The organism is Citrobacter sp. A316, assembly GCF_002042945.1.
GTDB lineage: Bacteria > Pseudomonadota > Gammaproteobacteria > Enterobacterales > Enterobacteriaceae > Citrobacter > Citrobacter portucalensis.
Genome location: NZ_MVFZ01000002.1, coordinates 246,750 through 272,135, shown reverse-complemented (window position 1 = coordinate 272,135; position 25,386 = coordinate 246,750). Strand labels below are relative to the sequence as shown.

Sequence of the window (25,386 nt, the reverse complement as noted above, 5' to 3'; positions counted from 1 at the left end):
ATAACGAACGGGGTATCATTCGCAGAGGTTTTTATTGTTTTAGTTGAAGAGCTAACCGGTGAGCAATTTATCACCTTGGATTATTCATGTCATCAATCGTTAAGTAAAACTCATATAATTGATAGTGCTTCACGGCTGACAAATGAGAAATTTTATCATATGATATTGGTTATCATTATCAATGTCATAGGTGAAATCATGTTGCAACGTACGCTGGGCAGTGGATGGGGTGTTCTGCTGCCGGGAATGCTGATTGCCGGGATGGCATATAGCGACCTGTCGGTCTACGTATGGAAGGTGATGATTGTATTAGGATTACTGCTGACTTCGCTCATGCTGTACCACAAACGTTTACGGCACTTTGTTTTGTTACCTTCATGCGTCGCGCTGATTGGTGGCATTGTTCTGGTAGTGATGAACTGGAATCAGGGATGAACAAAACAGAGAAGGAAATCGAGAGGGAAATAAGATAATTGGTGCGAGGGGGGGGACTCGAACCCCCACATCCTAAGGACACTAACACCTGAAGCTAGCGCGTCTACCAATTCCGCCACCTTCGCACAGTCATCTTATTTTTTTGATATCGCCTCGTTGGTGCGAGGGGGGGGACTCGAACCCCCACATCCTAAGGACACTAACACCTGAAGCTAGCGCGTCTACCAATTCCGCCACCTTCGCCCAGTGCGAGCAATATCAACGTGGATTATGGTGCGAGGGGGGGGACTTGAACCCCCACGTCCGAAAGGACACTAACACCTGAAGCTAGCGCGTCTACCAATTCCGCCACCTTCGCATACCATCGACACTAAAAAAGTATCGTTACCACGGGGGCGAATTCTAGAGATTTTATGCAGGGCGTCAACTGTTAATTATCGAACTTAACGTGATTGCCGAAAAAAAAGGCGTTTCTTCGGTTTTGGCGTTTTATGCAGGCCGGATAAGCGATAGCGCCATCCGGCGTTGCTCGGTGTCACGTCGGATGGCGGCGTAAACGCCTTATCTGGCCCGGATCAGTTAGGCTTTTTTCGCCTGGCGCGTCATCACGGTGCGATAGACCTTGAAGCGTCCGGTCTGCGCGATAACTTCGTGGAAGCCAAACACTTCATCCAGAACCTTCGGATAAGGCAGGAAGGCGTTTGCCACGATACGCAGTTCACCACCGCTGTTGAGATGACGCACGGCGCCACGAATCAGCGTTTGTGCGGCATCAAGGCTGGTCTGCATTCCGTCGTGGAACGGCGGGTTGGAGATGATCATATCAAAGCGACCCGTTACGTCAGAAAAGACGTTACTGGCGATGACGTCACCTTCAATGCCGTTGGCTGCAAGCGTTGCGCGGCTGGCTTCAACGGCGGCGGCGCTAACATCGCACAGGGTTAAGCGCACTTTCGGCGAGTGGCTGGCTAAGGCGACGGAAAGAACGCCTGCGCCACAGCCGACATCCAGCACTTTGCCTTTGGTGTGCGGCGTCAGCGTGGAGAGCAGCAGTTGGCTGCCAACATCCAGGCCGTCACGGCTGAAGACGCCCGGCAGCGTTTTGATGGTCAGATTTTCTGTCTGGTATTCATCCCAGTATTTTTCTGCATCAAAGACCGGCTGTTTTTCCAGACGACCGTGGTACAGGCCACAGCGACGTGCGCTGTCGACTTTGTTTAACGGTGCGTATTCGGCCAGCATCTGCTCTGCGCTACGTACGCCGCTGCGATTCTCACCGACAACAAAAATATCGGTGCCCACCGGTAACAGCGACAGAATGTTCATCAACTGGAACTGGGCTTCCGGCTTATTCTTCGGCCAGTAGTAGATCAGCGTATCGCTATCGGCAACGTCATCGGCCTGCGCGACGAGGCTGAAGCGGACGTTGTCGCCCATCTGGCGGTTAAGCACCTGCCAGTGGTGAAGTTGCTGAGTGTGCGCTCGGCTGGCGGCGCTTTCAAAATGGGCAGGCAGGTCATCCTGCAAATCACCGGCAAACAGAATACGGCTTTGTTCGAAATCATCACTGTGGCGCAGCAAGACTTCACTTGCCGGGGTAAAAGCAGACATGGAATGCTCCTTAAATTGTACAGCGGGGGATTATAGTTGTTTGATGGCACGGATTCGACAAATTTGCTATATTTGCGCCCCTGATAGACAGGAGTGTTTCGCTATGACATCCCGACGAGACTGGCAGTTACAGCAACTGGGCATTACGCAGTGGTCGTTGCGTCGTCCTGGCGCACTGCAGGGCGAGATCGCGATTTCCATTCCTGCGCATGTCCGTTTGGTGATGGTTGCTGCACAGTTACCCGCGCTAACCGAACCGTTGATCAGCGATATTTTACGCGCATTAACCGTTAGCCCGGATCAGGTTTTACAACTGACGCCTGACCGTGTCGCCATGCTGCCGCAAGGCAGTCGCTGTAATAGCTGGCGGCTGGGAACCGAAGAGCCGCTGCTGCTGGAGGGCGCTCAGGTCAAGAGCCCTGCGTTTAATGAATTACGGGAAAACCCAGCGGCACGCGCCGCGTTATGGCAACAAATCTGCGCATATGAACACGATTTCTTCCCTCGAGCCGACTGATTTACCCGCAGCATTTCAGATTGAAAAACGCGCCCACGCTTTTCCGTGGAGTGAAAATACATTTGCCAGCAACCAGGGCGATCGCTACCTCAATTTTCAGTTGAGGGTTGACGACGTGATGGCCGCCTTTGCAATTACGCAGGTCGTACTGGATGAAGCGACGCTGTTCAATATCGCCGTCGATCCTGACTTTCAGCGCCGGGGCCTGGGGCGTGAGCTGCTGGAGCACCTGATCGATGAGCTGGAAAAGCGTGGCATTCTGACGCTGTGGCTTGAAGTACGCGCCTCGAATGCGGCCGCTATCGCGCTGTACGAAAGCTTAGGCTTTAACGAGGCGACGATCCGTCGCAACTACTATCCAACGGCCGATGGTCACGAAGACGCCATCATCATGGCGTTGCCAATCAGCATGTAAGACAAGGTGTAATGATGAAGAAGTGGGACTGGATTTTCTTTGATGCCGACGAAACGCTGTTTACGTTTGACTCGTTTACCGGCTTACAGCGGATGTTTCTCGACTATAGCATTACCTTTACCGCTGAAGATTTTCAGGACTACCAGGCCGTAAATAAACCGCTGTGGGTGGATTACCAAAACGGCGCGATTACCTCATTACAACTGCAGCATGCCCGTTTTCAGAGCTGGGCCGAACGCCTGAAGGTTGAACCGGGCCAGCTTAATGACGCATTCATCAATGCGATGGCGGAGATCTGCTCACCGTTGCCGGGGGCGGTTTCTCTGCTCAATGCGATTCGTGATAAAACGAAAATAGGCATCATTACTAACGGCTTTACCGCATTGCAGCAAATCCGCCTTGAGCGGACGGGGCTGCGCGACTATTTCGACCTGCTGGTAATTTCTGAGCAGGTTGGGGTGGCAAAACCTGATTCCCGTATTTTTGACCATGCGCTGGAGCAGGCGGGTAATCCTGACCGTTCTCGCGTGCTGATGGTGGGTGACACCGCAGAGTCCGATATTCTTGGCGGCATTAACGCCGGGCTATCCACCTGCTGGCTAAATACGCACCACCGCGAGCAACCAGCGGGCATTCAGCCGACCTGGACCGTAGCGTCATTAAGCGAACTGGAGCAGCTCCTGTGTAAACACTGATTGCCTCCCCCCCGTTGATGGGTAAAATAGCCGCAATTTTTCGTATTCAACTTGCCCGGCCCGTTGCCGTGCTTACCTAAGAAGATTTGACTATGACGTTGTCTCCTTATTTGCAAGAGGTGGCCAAACGCCGCACTTTTGCCATTATTTCTCACCCGGATGCCGGTAAAACGACAATTACTGAAAAGGTACTGTTATTCGGACAGGCCATTCAGACCGCCGGTACGGTAAAAGGCCGAGGCTCCAGCCAGCATGCAAAATCTGACTGGATGGAAATGGAAAAGCAGCGTGGTATCTCCATTACCACCTCTGTGATGCAGTTTCCGTATCATGACTGCCTGGTGAACCTGCTGGACACCCCGGGGCACGAAGACTTCTCCGAAGATACCTATCGTACCCTGACGGCGGTGGACTGCTGCCTGATGGTTATCGATGCCGCAAAAGGCGTTGAGGATCGTACCCGTAAGCTGATGGAAGTTACCCGTCTGCGCGATACGCCGATCCTGACCTTTATGAACAAACTCGACCGTGACATCCGCGATCCGATGGAGCTGCTGGATGAAGTCGAGAACGAACTGAAAATCGGCTGTGCGCCAATCACTTGGCCGATTGGCTGCGGTAAGTTGTTCAAAGGTGTCTATCACCTTTATAAAGATGAAACTTACCTGTATCAGACCGGTAAAGGCCACACCATTCAGGAAGTGCGCATTGTTAAAGGTCTGAACAACCCGGAACTTGATGCTGCCGTGGGTGAAGACCTGGCGCAGCAGTTGCGCGACGAGCTGGAGCTGGTGCAGGGTGCGTCCAACGAGTTCGACCATGAGCTGTTCCTCGCAGGCGAAATCACCCCGGTCTTCTTCGGTACCGCGCTGGGTAACTTCGGCGTTGACCATATGCTGGACGGCTTAGTGGAGTGGGCGCCTGCGCCGATGCCGCGTAAAACCGATACCCGCGTCGTCGAAGCTTCAGAAGAGAAGTTCACCGGTTTCGTGTTCAAAATTCAGGCCAACATGGACCCGAAACACCGTGACCGCGTGGCGTTCATGCGTGTGGTATCCGGCAAGTATGAGAAAGGCATGAAAATGCGCCAGGTGCGTATTGGTAAAGACGTGGTGATCTCCGATGCACTCACCTTTATGGCCGGTGACCGTTCTCATGTGGAAGAAGCGTATCCGGGCGATATTCTCGGTCTGCATAACCACGGCACTATCCAGATCGGCGATACCTTTACCCAGGGCGAAATGATGAAGTTCACCGGTATTCCGAACTTCGCACCGGAGCTGTTCCGTCGTATTCGCCTGAAGGATCCATTGAAGCAGAAACAGTTGCTGAAAGGGCTGGTTCAGCTGTCAGAAGAGGGTGCAGTGCAGGTATTCCGTCCGATCGCCAATAACGATCTGATCGTGGGCGCGGTGGGTGTGCTGCAGTTTGACGTGGTGGTTTCACGTCTGAAGAGCGAGTACAACGTTGAAGCGATTTATGAATCCGTCAACGTGGCGACTGCGCGCTGGGTAGAATGTTCTGACGTGAAGAAATTCGAAGAATTTAAACGTAAGAACGAAATTCAGCTGGCGCTGGATGGCGGCGATAACCTCACCTATATCGCGCCAACCATGGTTAACCTGAATCTTACCCAGGAACGTTACCCGGACGTTCAGTTCCGTAAAACACGCGAACACTAATCGACCTCTCAGGGCACGGTATTCGCCGTGTCCTGCAACTTTCCCTGTCTTTTAAATCTCTTGCGGAATGTTCTTAAAACCTCGCATTTTTCTTTTGCTTGCCTGTTTTTTAATCGATTTTGACTGCGATCACGAAATCCTGAACTATATTTAACAATGTGATGACATAAATATCGGCGTTTAATGCTTTTTAGGCTGCCTGTTGCAGCGTCTATTGCTGATATTTATTCCACTTACAAGATTAGTTGCTGGTTCAGGCCGTTTAACGGCAGAGCATAGCTTTTAGCAAAACATACAGGAATACATCGATGACAATGACAGGACTTAAGATTTCTAAAACGCTGCTGGCCGTGATGCTGACCTCCGCTGTTGCAACGGGTTCTGCTTATGCAGAAAACTCCACGACGGATAAAGCGCAATCCGGCGTCGAAAGTGCGGGGCAGAAAGTCGATAGCTCTATGAACAAAGTCGGTAATTTCATGGATGACAGCACCATCACTGCGAAAGTAAAAGCCGCGCTGGTGGACCACGAAAGCATTAAGAGCACCGATATTTCCGTTAAAACAGATCAAAAGGTGGTGACACTAAGCGGGTTTGTTGAAAGCCAGGCACAGGCCGAAGAAGCGGTGAAAGTGGCGAAAGGCGTTGAGGGTGTGACCTCCGTTAGCGACAAACTGCATGTGCGTGATAGTAAAGAAACCTCCGTTAAAGGCTACGCGGGCGATACGGCAATTACCAGTGAGGTAAAAGCCAAGCTGCTGGCCGATGATATCGTCCCTTCCCGCAAGGTGAAGGTTGAGACCACTGATGGCGTTGTGCAACTTTCAGGCACCGTCGATTCACAGGCTCAAAGCGATCGTGCTGAGAGCATCGCTAAAGCGATTGATGGCGTGAAAAGCGTCAAAAACGATCTCAAAACTCACTAATTAGACTTAATTCGTCCTCCTGACGTTTGTCGGGAGGCGTGTTGTGCACCACACTGAAAATATCGCCGATGGGCAGCCTGAGTGCTCATATCAAGCGGTGACATTAACTATGGTAAAGGAGAAGCGCATGTTTCGATGGGGCATCATATTTCTGGTTATCGCGTTAATTGCCGCTGCACTGGGTTTTGGTGGACTGGCGGGTACCGCAGCCGGCGCTGCGAAAATTGTGTTTGTGGTGGGGATCATTCTGTTTTTGGTCAGCCTGTTTACCGGGCGTAAACGACCCTAGTCCATAGCCGTAAAGAAAAATTGCTACTAAGCCAGTCCATTGGACTGGCTTTTACGGTTTTAGCGTCAGGCAATTTGCGTTACTTTGTTGCTCTATTACAAAAACAACAGGAAGGCAGAGGTGGGGCAGAGAATACCCGTCACGCTCGGTAATATTGCGCCGTTATCGTTACGTCCGTTTCAACCAGGCAATATGGCGCTGGTGTGCGAGGGTGGGGGACAAAGAGGTATCTTTACCGCTGGCGTACTGGATGAATTCATGCGCGCGCAGTTTAATCCTTTTGATCTCTTCTACGGGACGTCCGCTGGCGCGCAAAACCTTTCAGCCTATCTCTGTAACCAGCCCGGTTACGGTCGCAAAGTTATTATGCGATACACCACCCGACGCGAATTTTTTGACCCGGTGCGCTTTGTGCGCGGGGGAAACTTAATCGATCTCGACTGGCTGGTGGATTCGACTGCGTCCCAGATGCCGCTGGAAATGGACAACGCCGAGCGCCTGTTTGCTGCGGGGAAAGCGTTTTATATGTGCGCCTGTCGGGGCGATGACTACACGCCGGGCTATTTTTCACCGAACAGGCAAAACTGGCTCGATCTTATTCGTGCCTCCAGCGCGATTCCCGGGTTCTACCGCACAGGGGTTGTGTTGGACGGCGTAAACTATCTGGATGGTGGGGTCAGTGACGCCATACCGGTGCAAGAGGCGGCGAAGCACGGAGCAAAAACGCTGGTGGTTATCCGCACTGTGCCCTCGCAAATGTACTACACCCCGCAGTGGTTCAAACGTATGGAGCGCTGGCTGGGTGAAAGCAGCCTGCAACCGCTATTGAATCTGGTCCAGCACCATGAAGCCAGCTATCGCGCTATCCAGAGTTTTATTGAGAAGCCGCCGGGTAAGCTGCGTATCTTTGAAATCTATCCGCCAAAACCACTCCATAGTATGGCGTTGGGCAGCCGTATTCCGGCGCTGCGGGAAGATTACAAAACCGGACGCCTGTGCGGTCGTTACTTTCTGGCGACAGTCGGCAAGCTGCTGGCGAAAAATGCGCCGCTACCTCGTCAGACGCCGAAGATTGTGGTGCCGGGGCCGGTGGTGGTTCCTCCCGCTCCAGTGGCCAACGACGCCCATCCGCCGGTGGTGACCAATGCGCCTCAGGCGAACGACACGACGTTTGATAATGAGGATTTGGCGTGAGTTATCGTTTTATCGATACGCATTGTCACTTTGATTTCCCGCCGTTTACCGGCGATGAATCTGCCAGCATTCAGCGCGCGGCGGAGGTTGGTGTACAGAGCATTATCGTTCCGGCCACCCAAGCGGCGAATTTTCCCCGCGTACTGGCGTTAGCGGAAAATTATCCCCCATTGTTTGCCGCGCTTGGTCTGCATCCCATTGTTATTGAGCAACATAGCGATGACTGCCTGGACCAGTTGCAGCAGGTGCTGGATAAGCGCCCACAAAAGCTGGTGGCGGTAGGCGAGATTGGATTGGATCTGTATCGGGACGATCCGCAGTTCGACAAGCAAGAGCGGGTGCTGGAAGTGCAGCTAAAGCTGGCGAAACGGTACGAATTGCCGGTGATCCTGCATTCGCGTCGCACCCATGACAAGCTGGCGATGCACCTGAAACGTCATGATTTGCCACGAACTGGCGTGGTGCATGGTTTTTCCGGGAGCGTGCAGCAGGCAGAGCGCTTTGTGCAACTGGGATACAAAATTGGCGTGGGCGGCACCATTACCTATCCGCGCGCCAGTAAAACCCGCGAGGTAATGGCGCAACTGCCGCTGGAGTCGCTGTTGCTGGAAACCGACGCGCCGGATATGCCGCTCAACGGTTTTCAGGGGCAGCCTAATCGTCCGGAGCAGGTAGTCAGAGTCTTTGACGTCTTATGCGAACTGCGCCCGGAACCTGCGGACGTGATCGCTGACGCGCTGTATCGTAATACCACGGCGTTGTTTAACGTGTGATTGGATGGCGTATCCGGCCGACAAAAATGTGCGCTCTGTAGGCCTGATAAGCGAAGCGCATCAGGCATATCTTCGTCGGATGACTGTAGTGTTTTTTCCGGCCTACAAATGATGTAGCCGCATCCGATAATCACAGGTATAGCGCTGGGAAAATCAAATTATCCACCCCGCGCTCGCGCAATCTTTGCGCCAGGAGTTCCACATCCTCCGGCGATGCACTCGGCCAGTCCTTCGCTTCTCCATACACCCCGTGCGCATGAAAGGCATTCAGCCGCACCGGTACGTCACCGGTGCGTTTGATAAACGCCGCCAGCGCATCGATATGCTGTAGATAATCCACCTGACCAGGAATCACCAACAGGCGCAGTTCCGCCAGTTTGCCCAGCCCGGACAAAAATGTAATGCTTTTTTTAATCAGCGTGTTATCGCGTCCGGTAAGCTGTCGATGACACGTGCTGTCCCAGGCTTTTAAATCCAGCATTACGCCGTCGCACACCGGCAGCAGCTTCTGCCAGCCGGTTTCGCTCAGCATGCCGTTGCTGTCGACCATGCAGGTCAGGTGTTGCAACTGCGGATTGGTTTTTATCGCGGTAAATAGCGCCACAATAAAGGGGAGTTGGGTAGTCGCTTCACCGCCACTAACGGTTATCCCTTCGATAAACAGTGACGCTTTACGAATATGTTGCAGCACTTCATCAACGCTCATACTCTGCGCCATCGGCGTGGCCTGCTGGGGGCACATATGCAGGCAGGTGTCGCACTGCTGACACACATCGGACTGCCACCATACTTTCCCCGCGCTCAGGCTCAGCGCCTCATGCGGGCAATGCAGCACACACTCCCCGCAGTCGTTGCAGCGTCCCATCGTCCACGGATTGTGGCAATTCTTACAACGCAGATTACATCCTTGCAGAAACAGAGCCAGGCGACTGCCCGGCCCGTCGACGCAGGAGAAAGGAATTAGCTTACTTACTAAAGCGCATCTGCTGTTCATGGCTAATCACGCGAGGTTGTCGCTCCAGAATGCGCGTATTGCGCGCGGCTTCTTCGCCCAGCCAGGTGGTGTTGGTGCGAGAACCTTCGGCGCGATATTTTTCCAGATCCGACAGCCGCACCATATAACCCGTAACGCGAACCAGATCGTTGCCGCTCACGTTGGCGGTAAACTCGCGCATTCCGGCTTTAAACGCCCCGAGGCACAGCTGCACCAGCGCCTGAGGATTACGCTTGATGGTTTCATCCAGCGTGAGAATGTCGCTGATCCCGGCGTGATAAAACGCGTGATGTGGCGCGACGGTTTGCAGATGGGTGATCGGGTCCGGCTCATCGCCATAAGGCAGGCGTGCGCCCGGCGTGGTGCCGATATCAGAACTTATCCCCGACTGTGCATGCAGCATCGCGCGCTGCTTCCAGCCATATTTCACCGGGGTGTTTTCGACAAATTCCGCCAGTTGGGCGCTGATGCGATAGCCGAGCTGATTGGCGAACTCATCTTTCCCATAGTGCGCATTCTGTCCCGCCTTATCGCACAGCAGGTTCACCGCCTCCGCCAGGCCGTACATCCCGAACATAGGCACAAAACGTTCGGGATCAATCAACCCTTCCTGCACGAGGAAGCTATTCTCAAAGAAATGTGATTTCTCATAGAGGAATTCACATCGTGAATCAATGATGGCGATTTGCTGCTGGCAGTAGTGCGGTAGGGTGCGCGTAAAGAAGTCATCGACAGAGGTGCTGCGCTCTGCGATGGCTTTCAGATTAAGCCTGACCAGCGTGCTTCCCCCCCCGGCGAGCGGCAAAGAGTTGTAACAGCTGACGACACCATACTGACCTTTTGTGAAAATTTTATCATTTTCAGGGCCATTGGAAATATGTGGCTTACTGCACTCGCAGATATTTTGCGCCACGTTGAGCAGCAGGTCGTCAGGTGTGATTTGCGGGTCATAAATGAATGTCAGATTAGGCGAAACCTGCTTTAACTCTGCATCTGCGCGTAAAATTGCACGGGTGACTGGTGTATCTGCGGGGCCGATATTGGCGTGCATAAACGCGTCTGGCAGGGTTCTGTCGAGATAACGCCAGAAACGTTTTATTCGAATATCGATCTCTTCTTGTGTTAGAATTCTAACATACGGTTGCAACAGGGCATCGAGCTGGCCGAGATAAACCGGCATCGACGTCACTGACGGAACATGGTGGTAAAGAATAGTGAGTAAGGATAACGCGTCATCAAGATCCCTGGCGCCTTCCAGCTCCAGCCACGATGAACCATTGGCCAGAAAACGCGCGTAATCGGGTAAAACATAGCGCGGTTTGAACGGGGCATGACCTTCGTACATATCGCAGATTACCCCATCATCCAGCGCCTGACGTGCCTGTGCAGGCAGTTGCGGGTAAGGCAGCGCGTTTTCAGCTTCCAGCGCCAGAAAGTGGCGTTTCTGCTCAGGGCTGAGCACCGGGCTGGTCACGATTTGTTGGCAACGCTGTTGCAGCGCGAGTTCGCTTGAAGTGGGCATCGTTGATTCCTTTTTGTCCCGAAGGTATAACGCCATTGTAGAAAGCAACGCCGCCACAACCTTTGATCCGGATGCGCCTGATGCCATCGCATCCCTTTAGAAAAGGTGATTTATTTGAAGTAGATCTCATTAGAGTAATGCAAATCTGTATGTGGTTTTCATTAACTGTGATGTATATCGAAGTGTAATAGCGAGCGGATGTTAGAATACTAACAAACTCGCAAGGTGAAATTTTATACGGCGATGCCGTTGGAGAATGTTATGACCGATTTAACAGCAAGCAGCCTGCGTGCACTGAAACTGATGGACCTGACCACTCTGAATGACGACGACACCAATGAAAAAGTGATCGCGCTGTGTCATCAGGCGAAGACCCCGGTTGGCAACACTGCCGCAATCTGTATCTATCCGCGTTTCATCCCTATTGCGCGTAAGACCCTGAAAGAGCAGGGCACGCCGGACATCCGCATTGCAACAGTAACCAACTTCCCGCATGGCAACGACGACATCGAGATTGCGCTGGCTGAAACCCGCGCGGCGATTGCTTACGGTGCAGATGAAGTTGACGTGGTGTTCCCGTACCGTGCGCTGATCGCCGGTAACGAGCAGATTGGTTTCGATCTGGTTAAAGCCTGCAAAGACGCGTGTGCGGCGGCAAACGTGCTGCTGAAAGTCATCATCGAAACCGGTGAGCTGAAAGAAGAAGCACTGATTCGCAAAGCGTCTGAAATCTCCATCAAAGCCGGTGCTGATTTCATCAAAACCTCTACCGGTAAAGTGCCGGTCAATGCGACGCCGGAAAGCGCACGCATCATGATGGAAGTGATCCGCGACATGGGTGTTTCTAAAACTGTAGGTTTCAAACCGGCTGGCGGTGTGCGCACTGCAGAAGATGCACAGCAGTTCCTGGCGATTGCCGATGAACTGTTTGGCGCTGACTGGGCTGATTCTCGTCACTACCGTTTTGGCGCATCCAGCCTGCTGGCGAGCTTGCTGAAAGCGCTGGGTCACGGCGACGGCAAGAGCGCAAGCAGCTACTAAGCCTTATATTGCCGGAGCTGTAGCGACGTAGGCCGGATAAGGCGCAGCCGCCATCCGGCATTAAGACGACTGCCGGGTGGCGCGTTGCTTACCCGGCCTACAACGGCCTTCTACTCTTTTCCCCTGGGGGTTACCGTGTTTCTCGCACAAGAAATTATTCGTAAAAAACGTGATGGTCATGCGCTGAGCGATGAAGAAATTCGTTTCTTTATCAATGGTATTCGCGACAACACCATCTCTGAAGGGCAAATCGCCGCCCTGGCGATGACCATTTTCTTCCACGATATGACAATGCCTGAGCGAGTTTCGCTGACCATGGCAATGCGTGATTCAGGAACCGTGCTGGACTGGAAAAGCCTGCAGCTGAACGGCCCGATTGTGGATAAACACTCTACCGGCGGCGTGGGTGACGTAACGTCACTGATGTTAGGCCCGATGGTCGCAGCGTGCGGCGGCTATATTCCGATGATCTCCGGGCGTGGCCTGGGGCATACCGGCGGTACGCTCGATAAACTGGAAGCGATTCCTGGATTTGACATCTTCCCGGACGACGCGCGTTTCCGTGAAATTATTAAAGACGTGGGTGTGGCGATTATTGGGCAAACCAGCTCGCTCGCACCGGCGGATAAACGTTTTTATGCCACCCGCGATATTACCGCGACGGTGGATTCCATCCCGCTGATTACCGGTTCCATTCTGGCGAAAAAACTGGCGGAAGGGCTGGATGCGCTGGTGATGGATGTGAAAGTGGGCAGCGGCGCCTTTATGCCGACCTACGAGCTTTCTGAAGCTCTCGCTGAAGCGATTGTTGGTGTGGCAAACGGTGCGGGTGTACGTACCACCGCGCTGTTAACCGATATGAACCAGGTGCTGGCCTCCAGCGCAGGTAACGCGGTCGAAGTTCGCGAAGCGGTGCAGTTCCTGACCGGTGAATACCGCAATCCACGTCTGTTAGACGTCACCATGGCGCTGTGCGTGGAAATGCTGATCTCCGGCAATCTGGCGAAAGATGACGCCGAAGCCCGTGCGAAATTGCAGACGGTGCTGGATAACGGCAAAGCGGCAGAGATTTTTGGTCGCATGGTTGCGGCGCAGAAAGGCCCGACCGATTTTGTCGAAAATTATGCGAAGTACCTGCCAACGGCAATGCTCAGCAAAGCGGTATATGCTGATACCGAAGGCTTTGTCAGCGCAATGGATACCCGTGCGCTGGGGATGGCTGTCGTTTCCATGGGCGGCGGTCGTCGTCAGGCTTCGGACACCATTGATTACAGCGTTGGCTTTAGCGACATGGCGCGTCTGGGCGACAGCGTAGACGGACAACGCCCGCTGGCGGTGATTCACGCCAAAGACGAAGCCAGCTGGCAGGAAGCGGCGAAAGCGGTCAAAGCGGCAATTAGCCTTGACGATAAAGCGCCAGAAATTACACCGACAGTCTATCGTCGTATTACCGAATAACTGTATACTGATCTGATCGCTTTTTTGCGGCGCAGATGTATGGAGAACAAGATGAAACGTGCATTTATTATGGTGCTGGACTCCTTTGGTATTGGTGCGACTGAAGATGCGGATCGCTTTGGCGACGTAGGTTCAGACACTATGGGACACATTGCAGAAGCCTGTGCGAAAGGTGAAGCTGACAATGGTCGCAAAGGTCCACTGAATCTGCCTAACCTGACCCGTCTGGGCCTGGTGAAAGCTCACGAAGGTTCTACCGGTAAAATTGCTGCTGGTATGGACGGTAACGCTGAAGTGATTGGTGCCTACGCATGGGCGCATGAACTTTCTTCCGGGAAAGACACGCCGTCTGGCCACTGGGAAATCGCGGGTGTCCCGGTTCTGTTTGACTGGGGATATTTCTCCGATCATGAAAACAGCTTCCCGCAGGAACTGCTGGATAAACTGGTAAAACGTGCCAACCTGCCGGGCTACCTCGGCAACTGTCACTCTTCCGGTACCGTGATCCTGGATCAACTGGGTGAAGAGCATATGAAAACCGGCAAGCCGATTTTCTATACCTCCGCTGACTCCGTGTTCCAGATTGCCTGCCACGAAGAGACGTTTGGCCTGGATAAACTCTACGAGTTGTGCGAAATCGCACGTGAAGAGCTGACCGAAGGTGGTTACAACATCGGTCGCGTTATCGCACGTCCGTTTATCGGTGATAAAGCCGGTAACTTCCAGCGTACCGGTAACCGTCACGACCTGGCCGTTGAGCCGCCAGCACCGACCGTGCTGCAGAAACTGGTCGACGAAAAAGACGGTCATGTGGTTTCCGTCGGTAAAATCGCGGATATCTACGCTAACTGCGGCATCACCAAAAAAGTGAAAGCCACCGGTCTGGACGCGCTGTTCGACGCCACCATCAAAGAGATGAAAGAAGCAGGTGATAAGACCATCGTCTTCACCAACTTCGTTGATTTCGACTCTTCCTGGGGACATCGTCGCGATATCGCCGGTTATGCTGCGGGCCTGGAACTGTTCGACCGCCGTCTGCCTGAGCTGATGGAGCTGGTGGGAGAAGATGACATTCTGATCCTGACCGCCGACCACGGCTGTGACCCGAGCTGGACTGGCACTGACCACACCCGTGAACACATTCCGGTACTGGTTTACGGCCCGAAAGTGAAACCTGGTTCTTTGGGCCACCGTGAAACCTTCGCGGATATCGGTCAGACGCTGGCGAGCTACTTTGGTACGTCACCGATGGACTACGGTAAAAACATGCTGTAATACCCGTTGTTTTTCGCGCTGTAAATGCGTTGACTTCATTCGCTCACCCCGGTCACATAGTTCATCTATGCTCCCGGGGATTCACGAATTCGTCGCCTTCCTGCAACGCGAAATCCTTAGGGTATTTCACTGTTTTGCATACGTTTTGTAGGCCTGATAGGCGTAGCCGCCATCAGGCAATAACAACAAGATAAGGACAAAAAATGGCAACTCCACATATTAATGCAGAAATGGGTGATTTCGCTGACGTCGTATTGATGCCGGGCGACCCGCTGCGTGCAAAGCATATTGCTGAAACTTTCCTCGAAGATGTTCGTGAAGTGAATAACGTTCGCGGCATGTTAGGTTTCACTGGTACTTACAAAGGCCGTAAGATCTCCGTTATGGGTCACGGTATGGGTATCCCGTCCTGCTCCATCTACACCAAAGAGCTGATCACCGATTTCGGCGTGAAGAAAATCATTCGCGTAGGCTCCTGCGGCGCTGTGCGTATGGACGTTAAACTGCGTGATGTGGTTATCGGCATGGGTGCATGCACCGATTCCAAAGTTAACCGTATCCGTTTTAAAGATCATGATTTCGCTGCTATCGCTGACTTCGACATGGTGCGTAACGCAGTTGATGCAGCAAAAGCGCTGGGCGTAGACGCGCGCGTGGGCAACCTGTTCTCCGCTGACCTGTTCTACTCTCCGGACGGTGAAATGTTCGATGTGATGGAAAAATACGGCGTGCTGGGCGTGGAAATGGAAGCGGCGGGCATCTACGGTGTTGCTGCGGAATTTGGTGCGAAAGCGCTGACCATCTGCACCGTGTCCGACCATATCCGTACTCACGAGCAGACCACTGCCGCTGAACGTCAAACGACCTTCAACGACATGATCAAAATCGCACTGGAATCCGTTCTGCTGGGCGATAAAGAGTAAGCGTTGTTTTGCCCGGTGGCGCTGCGCTGGCCGGGCTTACCATTCTTCTCGTAGGCCGGATAAGGCGTAGCCGCCATCCGGCATTTTTCAGGTCAGTGCTTAACGCACCGCTCCGGCAATCCATGCCGACAGCTCACGTAACTCTTTCTCCTGCTCCGGGAAATCAACCAGCAGCGCCTCGCACTCCTGTTGCAGCATATCCGCCCGGTACAAGCATCCTTGCAGACGACCCGCCAGCGCTTCTAACGGCGCGGGATTGAGACTGTCGGTAAACACCTGTGTACGCGTGATATGCCCTTTTTCGACGTCGAAATGCAGCTCAACGCCGCCCCATGTGAAACGCTCGTCCAGCAGGTGCGAGAAGGCAGGTGCCTGACCAAAATTCCACTCCCAACTGCTCTGGCGGGCAAAGGTTTCGGCGAAGTTCGGTAGATCCGGGGTTTTATCCGGCGAGATCACTTCCGCTTCGACACGCTCGCCATAATGGGCAAAAAAGGCTTTCGTGATGGCCTGGCAGACCTGTTCATGGGGGATGCCCGGCAACAGTTCTGTTAGATTCGCTACGCGCGAGCGAACTGAGGTGATGCCTTTGGCGGCAAGTTTCTTTTTATCGGGATTGAGATAGTTTGCCAGGCGGCTGAGATCGGCATTTAGCAGCAGCGTGCCGTGGTGGAATCCACGATCTTTCGTTTCCCGATAAGCAGAGCCGGAAACTTTGCGATCGCCGTCTGGCGTTTTCACGACCAGATCGTTACGCCCGGAGGCGTCTGCCGTAACGCCCAGAGAATTCAATGCGTTGAGGACAATCGCGGTGGAAATGGTTTTGTCGTACTCCGGTTTACCGGCCATAAAGGTAAAGCAGGTATTGCCCAGGTCATGGAATACCGCGCCGCCGCCGCTGCTGCGCCGGGCGAGCCGCACGTTGTCTTCTTCCATGCGGCGGGTATTACACTCTTTCCACGGGTTTTGCGCCCGGCCAATCACCACCGTATCGGCGTTACGCCACAAGAACAGGACGCGCTGCGTGGCGGGCATCTGGCGAAAAATGCACTCTTCGACCGCGAGGTTAAACCACGGATCGTAAGAGTCTGAGATAAGCAGGCGTAGTGTAGTCATGGTTGATTTCCCTTCTGTTTTACAGTTTTTACTGCTTTTACTCTTTTTTCTCGTTGTCTTCTTCCTGCACCGGTTTGTTGGCGGTCAGCAGGAAAGGGGATTGCTGCCAGCGAGTGCGCTTGCCTTGCAATAACGTACGGGTGAGCACCACACCGATCGCTAGCGCCAGCAGCAGCATCAGGCGTAAGATGTTGGTGGTGTTATCTACCTGCTTCGCCTCGGTGGCGAGCGTGTGGGTATCCAGCGTCAGGCGCAAATAGCCCAGCGGACCATTTTTCCCCTGAATGGGTTCGACAATCTGCTGGTTAAAATAACCCCCGGCTTTTTTGCCGTCGAGCGCCAACCGGTCGCGAACGTTGACGCTTTCGCCGGAGCGCGTAATCAGGTCTCCTTGTTCATCGTACACGCCAGCGTCCAGAATACGGCTACTTTCCGTCAACTGTGTGAGTACGGCTTTGATGCGCTTTTCATCCGGTGTTTCGGTACGCATCAGCGGAGCAACATTTAGCGCGACCTGGCGGGCCAGGGTGCGGGCGAGCTCCTCGAGCTGCGGATTACGCTGCTGCTGGTGACTTTGACTAAACCAGGATGCGCCCTGCATCAGGGCGACGAGCAGCGCAAGACAGAACAATACAATCACTGCACGATGAAGTCGGAATTTCAGTTTTGCGCGAGCCATATTCCACCTGCTGAAAATTTGAGACTTAATGTTGCCAGAAGCGCTGGTTACAGGGTAGCCTCATGCGTTATTTTCCCCTGATGATTCCGACCCGAACGATTTTACAGGAGCTTTAATGCCTAACATAACCTGGTGCGATCTACCTGAAGATGTTTCTCTGTGGCCAGGTCTGCCTCTCTCTTTAAGTGGCGATGAAGTCATGCCGCTGGACTACCACGCGGGCCGCAGTGGCTGGCTGCTGTACGGTCGTGGGCTGGATAAACAACGTTTAACGCAATACCAGAGCAAACTGGGCGCGGCGATGGTGATTGTTGCAGCCTGGTGCGTCGAGGATTATCAGGTGATTCGCCTGGCGGGTTCGTTAACGCCGCGCGCGGCAAAACTGGCGCATGACGCCAAACTGGATGTTGCACCATTAGGCAAAATCCCGCATCTGCGCACGCCGGGTTTGCTGGTGATGGACATGGACTCGACGGCAATCCAGATCGAATGCATTGATGAAATCGCTAAACTGGCCGGAACCGGCGAGATGGTTGCGGAAGTCACAGAACGCGCAATGCGCGGCGAGCTGGACTTTACCGCCAGCCTGCGCAGCCGCGTGGCGACGCTGAAGGGCGCTGATGCCAATATTCTGCACCAGGTGCGCGAAACGTTACCGCTGATGCCTGGCCTGACTCAACTGGTGTTAAAACTGGAAACGCTCGGCTGGAAAGTGGCTATTGCCTCTGGCGGCTTTACCTTCTTTGCCGATTACCTGCGTAATAAACTGCGCCTGACGGCGGCTGTGGCAAACGAGCTGGAGATCATGGACGGTAAATTTACCGGCAATGTGATCGGCGATATCGTCGATGCGCAGTACAAAGCCAATACCCTGACTCGCCTGGCACAAGAGTATGAGATCCCGATGGCACAGACGGTGGCGATCGGCGACGGTGCCAACGATCTGCCAATGATCAAAGCGGCCGGGCTGGGCATTGCGTATCATGCTAAACCCAAAGTGAATGAAAAGACGGAGATTACTATCCGTCACGCTGACCTGATGGGCGTGTTCTGCATTCTCTCCGGCAGCATGAACCAGAAATAACGAGGTAAAACGTGGCAAAAGCTCCTAAACGCGCCTTTGTTTGTAACGAATGCGGGGCCGATTACCCGCGCTGGCAGGGGCAATGCAGCGCCTGTCAGGCCTGGAACACCATTACCGAGGTGCGTCTTGCCGCGTCGCCAACGGTGGCGCGTAACGAGCGGCTCAGCGGCTATGCCGGGAATGCTGGCGTGGCAAAAGTGCAGAAGCTGTCTGACATCAGCCTTGAGGAACTGCCACGTTTTTCCACCGGATTTAAAGAGTTTGACCGCGTGCTGGGCGGCGGGGTGGTACCCGGCAGCGCTATTCTGATTGGCGGTAACCCCGGCGCGGGGAAATCAACGCTGCTGCTACAGACGCTGTGTAAGCTCGCTGAGCAGATGAAAACTCTGTACGTCACCGGCGAAGAGTCCCTGCAACAGGTGGCGATGCGCGCGCACCGGCTTGGCTTGCCGACAGCGAATCTGAATATGCTGTCGGAAACCAGTATCGAACAAATTTGCCTGATTGCCGAAGAAGAACAGCCGAAACTGATGGTGATCGACTCCATTCAGGTAATGCACATGGCGGATATTCAGTCTTCGCCGGGCAGCGTGGCGCAGGTGCGCGAAACGGCGGCTTACCTGACGCGCTTTGCCAAAACGCGCGGTGTAGCGATTGTCATGGTCGGCCACGTCACCAAAGATGGCTCGCTGGCCGGGCCGAAGGTGCTCGAACACTGTATTGACTGTTCGGTACTGCTCGACGGTGACGCCGATTCCCGTTTCCGTACTCTGCGTAGCCATAAAAACCGCTTTGGTGCGGTGAATGAACTGGGCGTCTTTGCCATGACCGAACAGGGACTGCGTGAAGTCAGCAACCCTTCCGCTATCTTTTTAAGTCGTGGCGATGAGGTCACCTCCGGCAGTTCGGTGATGGTTGTCTGGGAAGGCACGCGTCCGCTGCTGGTAGAGATTCAGGCGCTGGTCGATCACTCAATGATGGCGAACCCGCGTCGCGTGGCGGTCGGTCTGGAACAGAACCGTCTGGCGATTCTACTGGCGGTGCTGCATCGTCACGGTGGCTTGCAGATGGCGGATCAGGACGTGTTCGTTAACGTAGTCGGCGGCGTAAAAGTCACCGAAACCAGCGCCGATCTGGCGTTGCTGCTGGCAATGGTCTCCAGCCTGCGTGACAGACCGCTGCCTCAGGATTTAGTGGTCTTTGGCGAAGTGGGGCTGGCGGGCGAAATCCGTCCGGTACCCAGCGGGCAGGAGCGTATTTCGGAAGCGGCGAAACACGGCTTTCGTCGGGCGATAGTTCCCGCCGCTAACGTACCGAAAAAAGTACCGGAAGGGATGCAGGTCTTTGGCGTTAAGAAGCTTGCGGATGCGTTAAGCGTGTTTGACGACCTATAATTCATTACCCGTCGTCTTTCTGTCGGCAGGTGTGTTGGCTGCGTTCGTTTACCCGAATCACTTAGTTTACTAAGCTCATCGGGATTCACTCACTTGCCGCCTTCCTGCCAACAGAAATCCATAGGGTAATTATTTGTTTCACCCTGTAGGCCTGATAAGCGAAGCGCCATCAGGCAGTGTTACGCGATTTTTCCAGCAGGAGGCTCTTGTGTCATTTGATTATCTGAAAACCGCCATTAAGCAAAAAGGTTGTACCCTGCAACAGGTGGCGGATGCCAGTGGCATGACCAAGGGATACCTAAGCCAACTGCTGAATGCCAAAATCAAAAGCCCCAGCGCGCAAAAGCTGGAGGCGTTGCACCGTTTTCTCGGGCTGGAGTTTCCGCGCCAGCAGAAAAATATCGGTGTGGTATTCGGTAAGTTTTATCCGCTGCATACCGGTCATATCTATCTTATCCAGCGCGCCTGTAGTCAGGTCGATGAACTGCATATCATCATGGGCTATGACGATACGCGCGATCGCAGCCTGTTTGAAGACAGCGCCATGTCGCAACAGCCGACGGTGCCCGATCGTCTACGCTGGCTGCTGCAAACCTTTAAGTATCAGAAAAATATCCGTATTCATGCCTTCAACGAAGAAGGCATGGAGCCGTATCCGCACGGCTGGGACGTGTGGAGCAACGGGATCAAAACGTTTATGCAGGAGAAAGGGATCCAGCCAAACTGGATCTACACCTCTGAAGAATCAGATGCCCCGCAGTATCTCGAACATTTGGGGATCGAAACCGTGCTGGTGGATCCCAAGCGGACGTTTATGAGCATTAGCGGTGGGCAAATCCGTGAAAACCCGTTTCGCTACTGGGAGTATATTCCGACCGAAGTGAAGCCGTTTTTCGTGCGCACCGTGGCGATCCTCGGCGGGGAGTCGAGCGGCAAATCGACGCTGGTGAACAAGCTTGCCAATATCTTTAACACCACCAGTGCGTGGGAATACGGGCGTGATTATGTCTTCTCCCATTTGGGCGGCGATGAGATGGCGTTACAGTATTCTGACTACGATAAAATCGCCCTGGGACAAGCGCAATACATTGATTTTGCTGTTAAGTATGCCAATAAAGTGGCGTTCATCGACACCGATTTCGTGACCACTCAGGCCTTCTGTAAAAAGTATGAAGGGCGAGAACATCCGTTTGTGCAGGCCCTGATTGACGAGTATCGCTTTGACCTGGTGATCCTGCTGGAAAACAACACCCCATGGGTGGCGGATGGCTTACGCAGCCTTGGAAGCTCAGTTGACAGAAAAGCGTTTCAGACGCTGCTGGTCGAGATGCTGCAGGAAAACAATATCAATTTTGTGCACGTTAAGGAGCCTGACTACGACGGTCGCTTCCTGCGCTGTGTGGAGTTGGTGAAAGAGCTGATGGGTGAGCAGAGGTAGGTTTTAATGCCGGATGGCGCTTCGCTTATTCGACCTACAAGTCGCACTAACCTCGTAGGCCGGATAAGGCGTAACGCCGCCATCCGGCGCTTAACGCTAATTACTTAGAAATACGCTTGTACTTAATACGTTTCGGCTCCAGCGCATCGGCGCCCAGCGTACGTTTCTTGTACTCTTCGTATTCGGTGAAGTTACCTTCAAAGAACTCAACCTTACCTTCATCCTGGTAATCCAGAATGTGGGTGGCGATACGGTCGAGGAACCAACGGTCGTGCGAGATAACCATCGCGCAACCCGGGAACTCCAGCAGGGCGTTTTCCAGCGCGCGCAGGGTTTCGATATCCAGGTCGTTGGTTGGTTCATCGAGCAGCAGCATGTTGCCGCCAACCTGCAGCAGCTTCGCCAGGTGGAGACGACCACGCTCACCACCGGACAGCTCGCCGACGCGTTTGCCCTGATCCACACCTTTGAAGTTGAAGCGGCCCACGTAGGCACGGCTTGGCATCTCGGTGTTGCCAATGCGCATGATATCCAGCCCGCCGGAAACTTCTTCCCACACGGTTTTGCTGTTGTCCATGGCGTCACGGAACTGGTCAACGGAGGCCAGTTTGACGGTTTCACCCAGCGTGATGGTGCCGCTGTCAGGCTGTTCCTGGCCGGACATCATACGGAACAGGGTAGATTTACCCGCGCCGTTCGGGCCGATGATGCCGACAATTGCTCCTTTCGGCACGGAGAAGCTCAGGTCGTCAATCAGCACGCGATCGCCGTAGGATTTACGCAGATTGGTGACTTCAACGACTTTATCGCCCAGACGTGCTCCAGGTGGAATAAACAGTTCGTTGGTTTCGTTACGTTTCTGGTATTCGGTGTTGTTCAGCTCTTCAAAGCGTGCCAGACGGGCTTTACCCTTAGACTGACGGCCTTTAGCGCCCTGACGCACCCACTCCAGCTCTTTCTCAATGGATTTACGGCGAGCCGCTTCCTGAGAGGCTTCCTGGGCCAGACGCTGATCTTTTTGCTCAAGCCAGGAAGAGTAGTTACCTTCCCACGGAATACCTTCGCCGCGGTCAAGCTCCAGGATCCAGCCGGCAACGTTGTCGAGGAAGTAACGGTCGTGGGTGATCGCCACCACGGTGCCTTCGAAGTCGTGCAGGAAGCGTTCCAGCCACGCGACGGATTCCGCATCCAGGTGGTTAGTCGGTTCGTCGAGCAGCAGCATGTCTGGTTTTTCCAGCAGCAGGCGGCACAGCGCAACGCGGCGGCGTTCACCACCGGAAAGATTCTCAATTTTAGCGTCCCAGTCCGGCAGACGCAGAGCGTCAGCGGCACGCTCAAGCTGCACGTTCAGGTTATGGCCGTCGTGCGCCTGGATAATTTCTTCAAACTTGCCCTGTTGTGCGGCCAGTTTATCGAAGTCGGCGTCCGGCTCGGCGTACTTGGCGTACACTTCATCCAGACCTTTCAGTGCACTAACCACTTCGGCAACCGCTTCTTCAACGGATTCTCGAACGGTATGTTCCGGGTTCAGTTTTGGTTCCTGCGGCAGGTAACCGATTTTAATGCCGGGCTGTGGGCGAGCTTCACCTTCGATATCGGTATCAATACCGGCCATGATGCGCAGCAGGGTAGATTTACCCGCACCGTTCAGACCGAGAACACCGATTTTGGCGCCAGGGAAGAAGCTCAGTGAGATGTTTTTAAGAATATGACGTTTCGGCGGAACGACTTTGCCGACACGATGCATGGTATAAACGAATTGAGCCACGTGGACTTCGCCTCTTTTATAGTGATGAATAGAGTTTTCAAAGGCGAAGTGTAGCCTTTTTCATTGCCCAATCCCAGCCAGCAGATCTCACTCGCAACAAAAGTAAAAAAGTGTCCGTGACGTGGCGCATTCTGCAATGTCTGGTTAGCATGAATTAATTAAGCGGCATGATGCTGCACAGACGTAACATGAGAAGAGGAAGAGCTTGTGGACAAAGCCAATCAATTTACCTGGCGCCTGCTGGCAGCCAGCGTATGTCTGCTGACGGTCAGTCAAGTGGCGCGAGCCGATTCCCTGGATGAGCAGCGCAATCGCTATGCGCAAATTAAGCAAGCCTGGGACAACCGACAGATGGATGTCGTAGAGCAGATGATGCCCGGCCTGAAGAACTATCCTCTGTACCCGTATCTGGAATATCGTCAGATCACTGACGACCTGATGAATCAGCCCACAATTACTGTCACCAATTTTGTGCGCGCCAACCCGACGCTGCCCCCGGCGCGTACGTTGCAATCGCGTTTCGTGAATGAACTGGCGCGCCGCGAAGACTGGCGTGGACTGCTGGCTTTCAGCCCGGAAAAACCGGGTACCACGGAAGCGCAATGTAACTATTACTTCGCAAAATGGAGTACCGGGCAAACCGAAGAAGCCTGGCAGGGCGCGAAAGAACTGTGGTTGACCGGGAAAAGTCAGCCGAACGCCTGTGACAAATTGTTTGGCGTATGGCGCGCCTCAGGCACTCAGGATCCGCTGGCGTATCTGGAGCGTATTCGTCTGGCGATGAAAGCTGGGAATGCCGGTCTCGTGACGGCGCTGGCCGGACAGATGCCCGCGCAATACCAAACCATTGCCTCTGCGATCATCTCGCTGGCCAACGATCCGAATTCGGTGATGACTTTTGCACGCACCACCGGTGCCACGGATTTCACCCGACAGATGGCGGCGGTCGCCTTTGCCAGCGTGGCGCGTCAGGATGTGGAAAACGCCCGCCTGATGATCCCGTCCCTGGTGCAGGCGCAACAGCTTAATGACGAGCAAACCCAGGAACTGCGCGACATTGTTGCCTGGCGTCTGATGGGCAATGACGTCACCGACGAGCAGGCCAAATGGCGTGATGATGCGATTATGCGCTCCAATTCCACTTCGCTTGTGGAGCGCCGCGTGCGCATGGCGCTGGGAACTGGCGATCGTCGTGGCCTGAATACCTGGCTGGCGCGTCTGCCAATGGAAGCAAAAGAAAAAGACGAGTGGCGCTACTGGCAGGCGGATCTGCTGCTGGAGCGCGGACGCGATGCGGAAGCCAAAGAGATCCTGCACCAGCTCATGCAGCAGCGTGGTTTCTATCCGATGGTGGCGGCACAGCGTCTGGGCGAAGAGTACGAGCTGAAAGTGGATAAAGCGCCAGAGAACGTTGATTCTGCGCTGACTCAAGGCCCGGAAATGGCGCGCGTGCGCGAGCTGATGTACTGGAACATGGATAATACCGCGCGCAGTGAATGGGCGAATCTGGTCACCAGCCGTACCAGGTCCGAGCAGGCTCAGTTGGCGCGTTACGCGTTCAATAATCACTGGTGGGATCTGAGCGTTCAGGCGACGATCGCCGGTAAGCTGTGGGATCATCTGGAAGAGCGCTTCCCGTTGGCCTATAAAGATCTTTTTACCCGTTACACCAGCGGCAAGGATATTCAGCCAAGCTATGCGATGGCGATAGCGCGTCAGGAAAGCGCCTGGAACCCGAAAGTGAAATCACCGGTTGGCGCCAGCGGGCTGATGCAGATTATGCCGGGCACGGCGACGCATACGGTAAAAATGTTCTCGATTCCAGGTTACAGCAGTCCGAGCCAGCTACTGGATCCTGATACCAACATCAACATCGGAACCAGCTATTTGCAGTACGTGTATCAGCAATTCGGCAATAACCGCATCTTTGCGTCGGCAGCCTATAACGCCGGTCCGGGGCGCGTTCGTACCTGGCTTGGCAATAGCGCTGGCCGCATTGATGCCGTCGCGTTTGTCGAAAGTATTCCGTTCTCAGAGACGCGTGGCTACGTGAAGAATGTGCTGGCTTACGATGCGTACTATCGCTATTTCCTGGGCGATAAACCGGAGTTGATGAGCGACGCAGAATGGCAACGTCGTTACTGATCGTATCGATTG

23 protein-coding genes and 3 tRNA genes are annotated in these 25,386 nt (G+C 54.0%); 17 read left to right on the top strand and 9 right to left on the bottom strand.

Going from position 1 to position 25,386, the window contains the following annotated elements; genetic code table 11:
• Positions 1 to 159: 159 nt before the first annotated feature.
• On the top strand, positions 160 to 435 hold the full coding sequence (locus BZK41_RS03320) for a DUF1435 domain-containing protein (protein WP_172313053.1): 276 nt from the start codon (positions 160 to 162) through the stop codon (positions 433 to 435).
• 39 nt (positions 436 to 474) lie between these two features.
• Here BZK41_RS03320 and BZK41_RS03315 read toward each other — a convergent pair.
• The 4 genes from BZK41_RS03315 to rsmC all read right to left on the bottom strand — a co-directional run bounded on the left by BZK41_RS03315 (position 475) and on the right by rsmC (position 2,046).
• Positions 475 to 560, bottom strand: a tRNA-Leu gene (locus BZK41_RS03315).
• Positions 561 to 592: 32 nt separating this feature from the next.
• A tRNA-Leu gene (locus tag BZK41_RS03310) sits at positions 593 to 678 on the bottom strand.
• Positions 679 to 706: 28 nt separating this feature from the next.
• A tRNA-Leu gene (locus BZK41_RS03305) sits at positions 707 to 793 on the bottom strand.
• A 221-nt stretch (positions 794 to 1,014) separates the two neighbouring features.
• On the bottom strand, positions 1,015 to 2,046 hold the full coding sequence (gene rsmC / locus BZK41_RS03300) for a 16S rRNA (guanine(1207)-N(2))-methyltransferase RsmC (protein WP_008786123.1): 1,032 nt from the start codon (positions 2,044 to 2,046) through the stop codon (positions 1,015 to 1,017).
• A 103-nt stretch (positions 2,047 to 2,149) separates the two neighbouring features.
• Here rsmC and holD point away from each other — a divergent pair, with 103 nt between their 5' ends.
• The 8 genes from holD (at position 2,150) to BZK41_RS03260 (ending at position 8,537) form a co-directional block, all read left to right on the top strand.
• A complete protein-coding gene (gene holD / locus BZK41_RS03295; protein WP_079937163.1) occupies positions 2,150 to 2,563 on the top strand; it encodes a DNA polymerase III subunit psi in 414 nt (137 codons plus the stop codon).
• Positions 2,532 to 2,978, top strand: coding sequence for a ribosomal protein S18-alanine N-acetyltransferase (gene rimI, locus BZK41_RS03290; protein WP_079937162.1), 447 nt, complete (start codon positions 2,532 to 2,534; stop codon positions 2,976 to 2,978). The genes holD and rimI overlap by 32 nt, the downstream gene beginning before the upstream one ends.
• A gap of 14 nt (positions 2,979 to 2,992) precedes the next feature.
• Positions 2,993 to 3,673, top strand: a complete 681-nt coding sequence (yjjG, locus tag BZK41_RS03285) for a pyrimidine 5'-nucleotidase (protein WP_079937161.1) — start codon at positions 2,993 to 2,995, stop codon at positions 3,671 to 3,673.
• A 92-nt stretch (positions 3,674 to 3,765) separates the two neighbouring features.
• Positions 3,766 to 5,355 carry a peptide chain release factor 3 gene (gene prfC, locus BZK41_RS03280; protein WP_016151601.1) on the top strand — a complete coding sequence of 530 codons (1,590 nt, stop codon included), beginning with the start codon at positions 3,766 to 3,768 and terminating at the stop codon, positions 5,353 to 5,355.
• Between the two features lie 308 nt (positions 5,356 to 5,663).
• The gene (gene osmY, locus BZK41_RS03275; RefSeq protein ID WP_079937160.1) at positions 5,664 to 6,281 is read left to right on the top strand and encodes a molecular chaperone OsmY; all 618 of its coding nucleotides are present in this window, start codon (positions 5,664 to 5,666) and stop codon (positions 6,279 to 6,281) included.
• 127 nt (positions 6,282 to 6,408) lie between these two features.
• On the top strand, positions 6,409 to 6,570 hold the full coding sequence (locus BZK41_RS03270) for a DUF1328 family protein (RefSeq protein WP_003019081.1): 162 nt from the start codon (positions 6,409 to 6,411) through the stop codon (positions 6,568 to 6,570).
• Between the two features lie 120 nt (positions 6,571 to 6,690).
• Positions 6,691 to 7,764, top strand: coding sequence for a patatin family protein (locus BZK41_RS03265; RefSeq protein ID WP_079937159.1), 1,074 nt, complete (start codon positions 6,691 to 6,693; stop codon positions 7,762 to 7,764).
• Positions 7,761 to 8,537, top strand: coding sequence for a metal-dependent hydrolase (locus BZK41_RS03260; protein WP_079937158.1), 777 nt, complete (start codon positions 7,761 to 7,763; stop codon positions 8,535 to 8,537). The genes BZK41_RS03265 and BZK41_RS03260 overlap by 4 nt, the downstream gene beginning before the upstream one ends.
• Before the next feature lie 130 nt (positions 8,538 to 8,667).
• On the opposite strand, the gene BZK41_RS03255 is transcribed toward BZK41_RS03260, so the two are convergent.
• Together BZK41_RS03255 and BZK41_RS03250 are read right to left on the bottom strand one after the other, a co-directional pair.
• Positions 8,668 to 9,531 carry a YjjW family glycine radical enzyme activase gene (locus tag BZK41_RS03255; protein ID WP_079937157.1) on the bottom strand — a complete coding sequence of 288 codons (864 nt, stop codon included), beginning with the start codon at positions 9,529 to 9,531 and terminating at the stop codon, positions 8,668 to 8,670.
• On the bottom strand, positions 9,503 to 11,053 hold the full coding sequence (locus BZK41_RS03250; protein WP_079937156.1) for a YjjI family glycine radical enzyme: 1,551 nt from the start codon (positions 11,051 to 11,053) through the stop codon (positions 9,503 to 9,505). The genes BZK41_RS03255 and BZK41_RS03250 overlap by 29 nt, the downstream gene beginning before the upstream one ends.
• 261 nt (positions 11,054 to 11,314) lie before the next feature.
• On the opposite strand from BZK41_RS03250, the gene deoC reads away from it, so the two are divergent.
• From deoC to deoD, 4 genes are all read left to right on the top strand, one after another.
• A complete protein-coding gene (deoC, locus tag BZK41_RS03245; protein ID WP_003019042.1) occupies positions 11,315 to 12,094 on the top strand; it encodes a deoxyribose-phosphate aldolase in 780 nt (259 codons plus the stop codon).
• A gap of 135 nt (positions 12,095 to 12,229) precedes the next feature.
• The gene (gene deoA, locus BZK41_RS03240; RefSeq protein WP_003845626.1) at positions 12,230 to 13,552 is read left to right on the top strand and encodes a thymidine phosphorylase; all 1,323 of its coding nucleotides are present in this window, start codon (positions 12,230 to 12,232) and stop codon (positions 13,550 to 13,552) included.
• A 51-nt stretch (positions 13,553 to 13,603) separates the two neighbouring features.
• A complete protein-coding gene (deoB, locus tag BZK41_RS03235) occupies positions 13,604 to 14,827 on the top strand; it encodes a phosphopentomutase (protein ID WP_003019037.1) in 1,224 nt (407 codons plus the stop codon).
• Positions 14,828 to 15,030: 203 nt separating this feature from the next.
• A complete protein-coding gene (gene deoD / locus BZK41_RS03230; protein WP_000224864.1) occupies positions 15,031 to 15,750 on the top strand; it encodes a purine-nucleoside phosphorylase in 720 nt (239 codons plus the stop codon).
• A gap of 99 nt (positions 15,751 to 15,849) precedes the next feature.
• Here the strand turns inward: deoD and lplA are convergent, their stop codons facing one another.
• Both lplA and BZK41_RS03220 read right to left on the bottom strand, forming a co-directional pair.
• Positions 15,850 to 16,866, bottom strand: a complete 1,017-nt coding sequence (lplA, locus tag BZK41_RS03225) for a lipoate--protein ligase LplA (RefSeq protein ID WP_079937155.1) — start codon at positions 16,864 to 16,866, stop codon at positions 15,850 to 15,852.
• 37 nt (positions 16,867 to 16,903) lie between these two features.
• A complete protein-coding gene (locus tag BZK41_RS03220; RefSeq protein ID WP_079937154.1) occupies positions 16,904 to 17,545 on the bottom strand; it encodes a YtjB family periplasmic protein in 642 nt (213 codons plus the stop codon).
• Positions 17,546 to 17,660: 115 nt separating this feature from the next.
• Between BZK41_RS03220 and serB the strand changes: the two genes are divergently transcribed.
• The 3 genes from serB (at position 17,661) to nadR (ending at position 21,461) form a co-directional block, all read left to right on the top strand.
• Complete coding sequence (gene serB / locus BZK41_RS03210; protein ID WP_079937153.1) at positions 17,661 to 18,629, top strand: phosphoserine phosphatase; 969 nt, start codon at positions 17,661 to 17,663, stop codon at positions 18,627 to 18,629.
• Between the two features lie 11 nt (positions 18,630 to 18,640).
• The gene (radA, locus tag BZK41_RS03205) at positions 18,641 to 20,023 is read left to right on the top strand and encodes a DNA repair protein RadA (protein WP_003829944.1); all 1,383 of its coding nucleotides are present in this window, start codon (positions 18,641 to 18,643) and stop codon (positions 20,021 to 20,023) included.
• Between the two features lie 154 nt (positions 20,024 to 20,177).
• On the top strand, positions 20,178 to 21,461 hold the full coding sequence (nadR, locus tag BZK41_RS03200) for a multifunctional transcriptional regulator/nicotinamide-nucleotide adenylyltransferase/ribosylnicotinamide kinase NadR (protein ID WP_172313067.1): 1,284 nt from the start codon (positions 20,178 to 20,180) through the stop codon (positions 21,459 to 21,461).
• A gap of 100 nt (positions 21,462 to 21,561) precedes the next feature.
• Here the strand turns inward: nadR and ettA are convergent, their stop codons facing one another.
• Entirely contained in the window at positions 21,562 to 23,229 is a 1,668-nt protein-coding gene (gene ettA / locus BZK41_RS03195; RefSeq protein ID WP_003829940.1) for an energy-dependent translational throttle protein EttA, read from the bottom strand.
• Positions 23,230 to 23,436: 207 nt separating this feature from the next.
• On the opposite strand from ettA, the gene sltY reads away from it, so the two are divergent.
• A complete protein-coding gene (sltY, locus tag BZK41_RS03185; protein WP_079937151.1) occupies positions 23,437 to 25,374 on the top strand; it encodes a murein transglycosylase in 1,938 nt (645 codons plus the stop codon).
• Positions 25,375 to 25,386 lie beyond the last annotated feature (12 nt).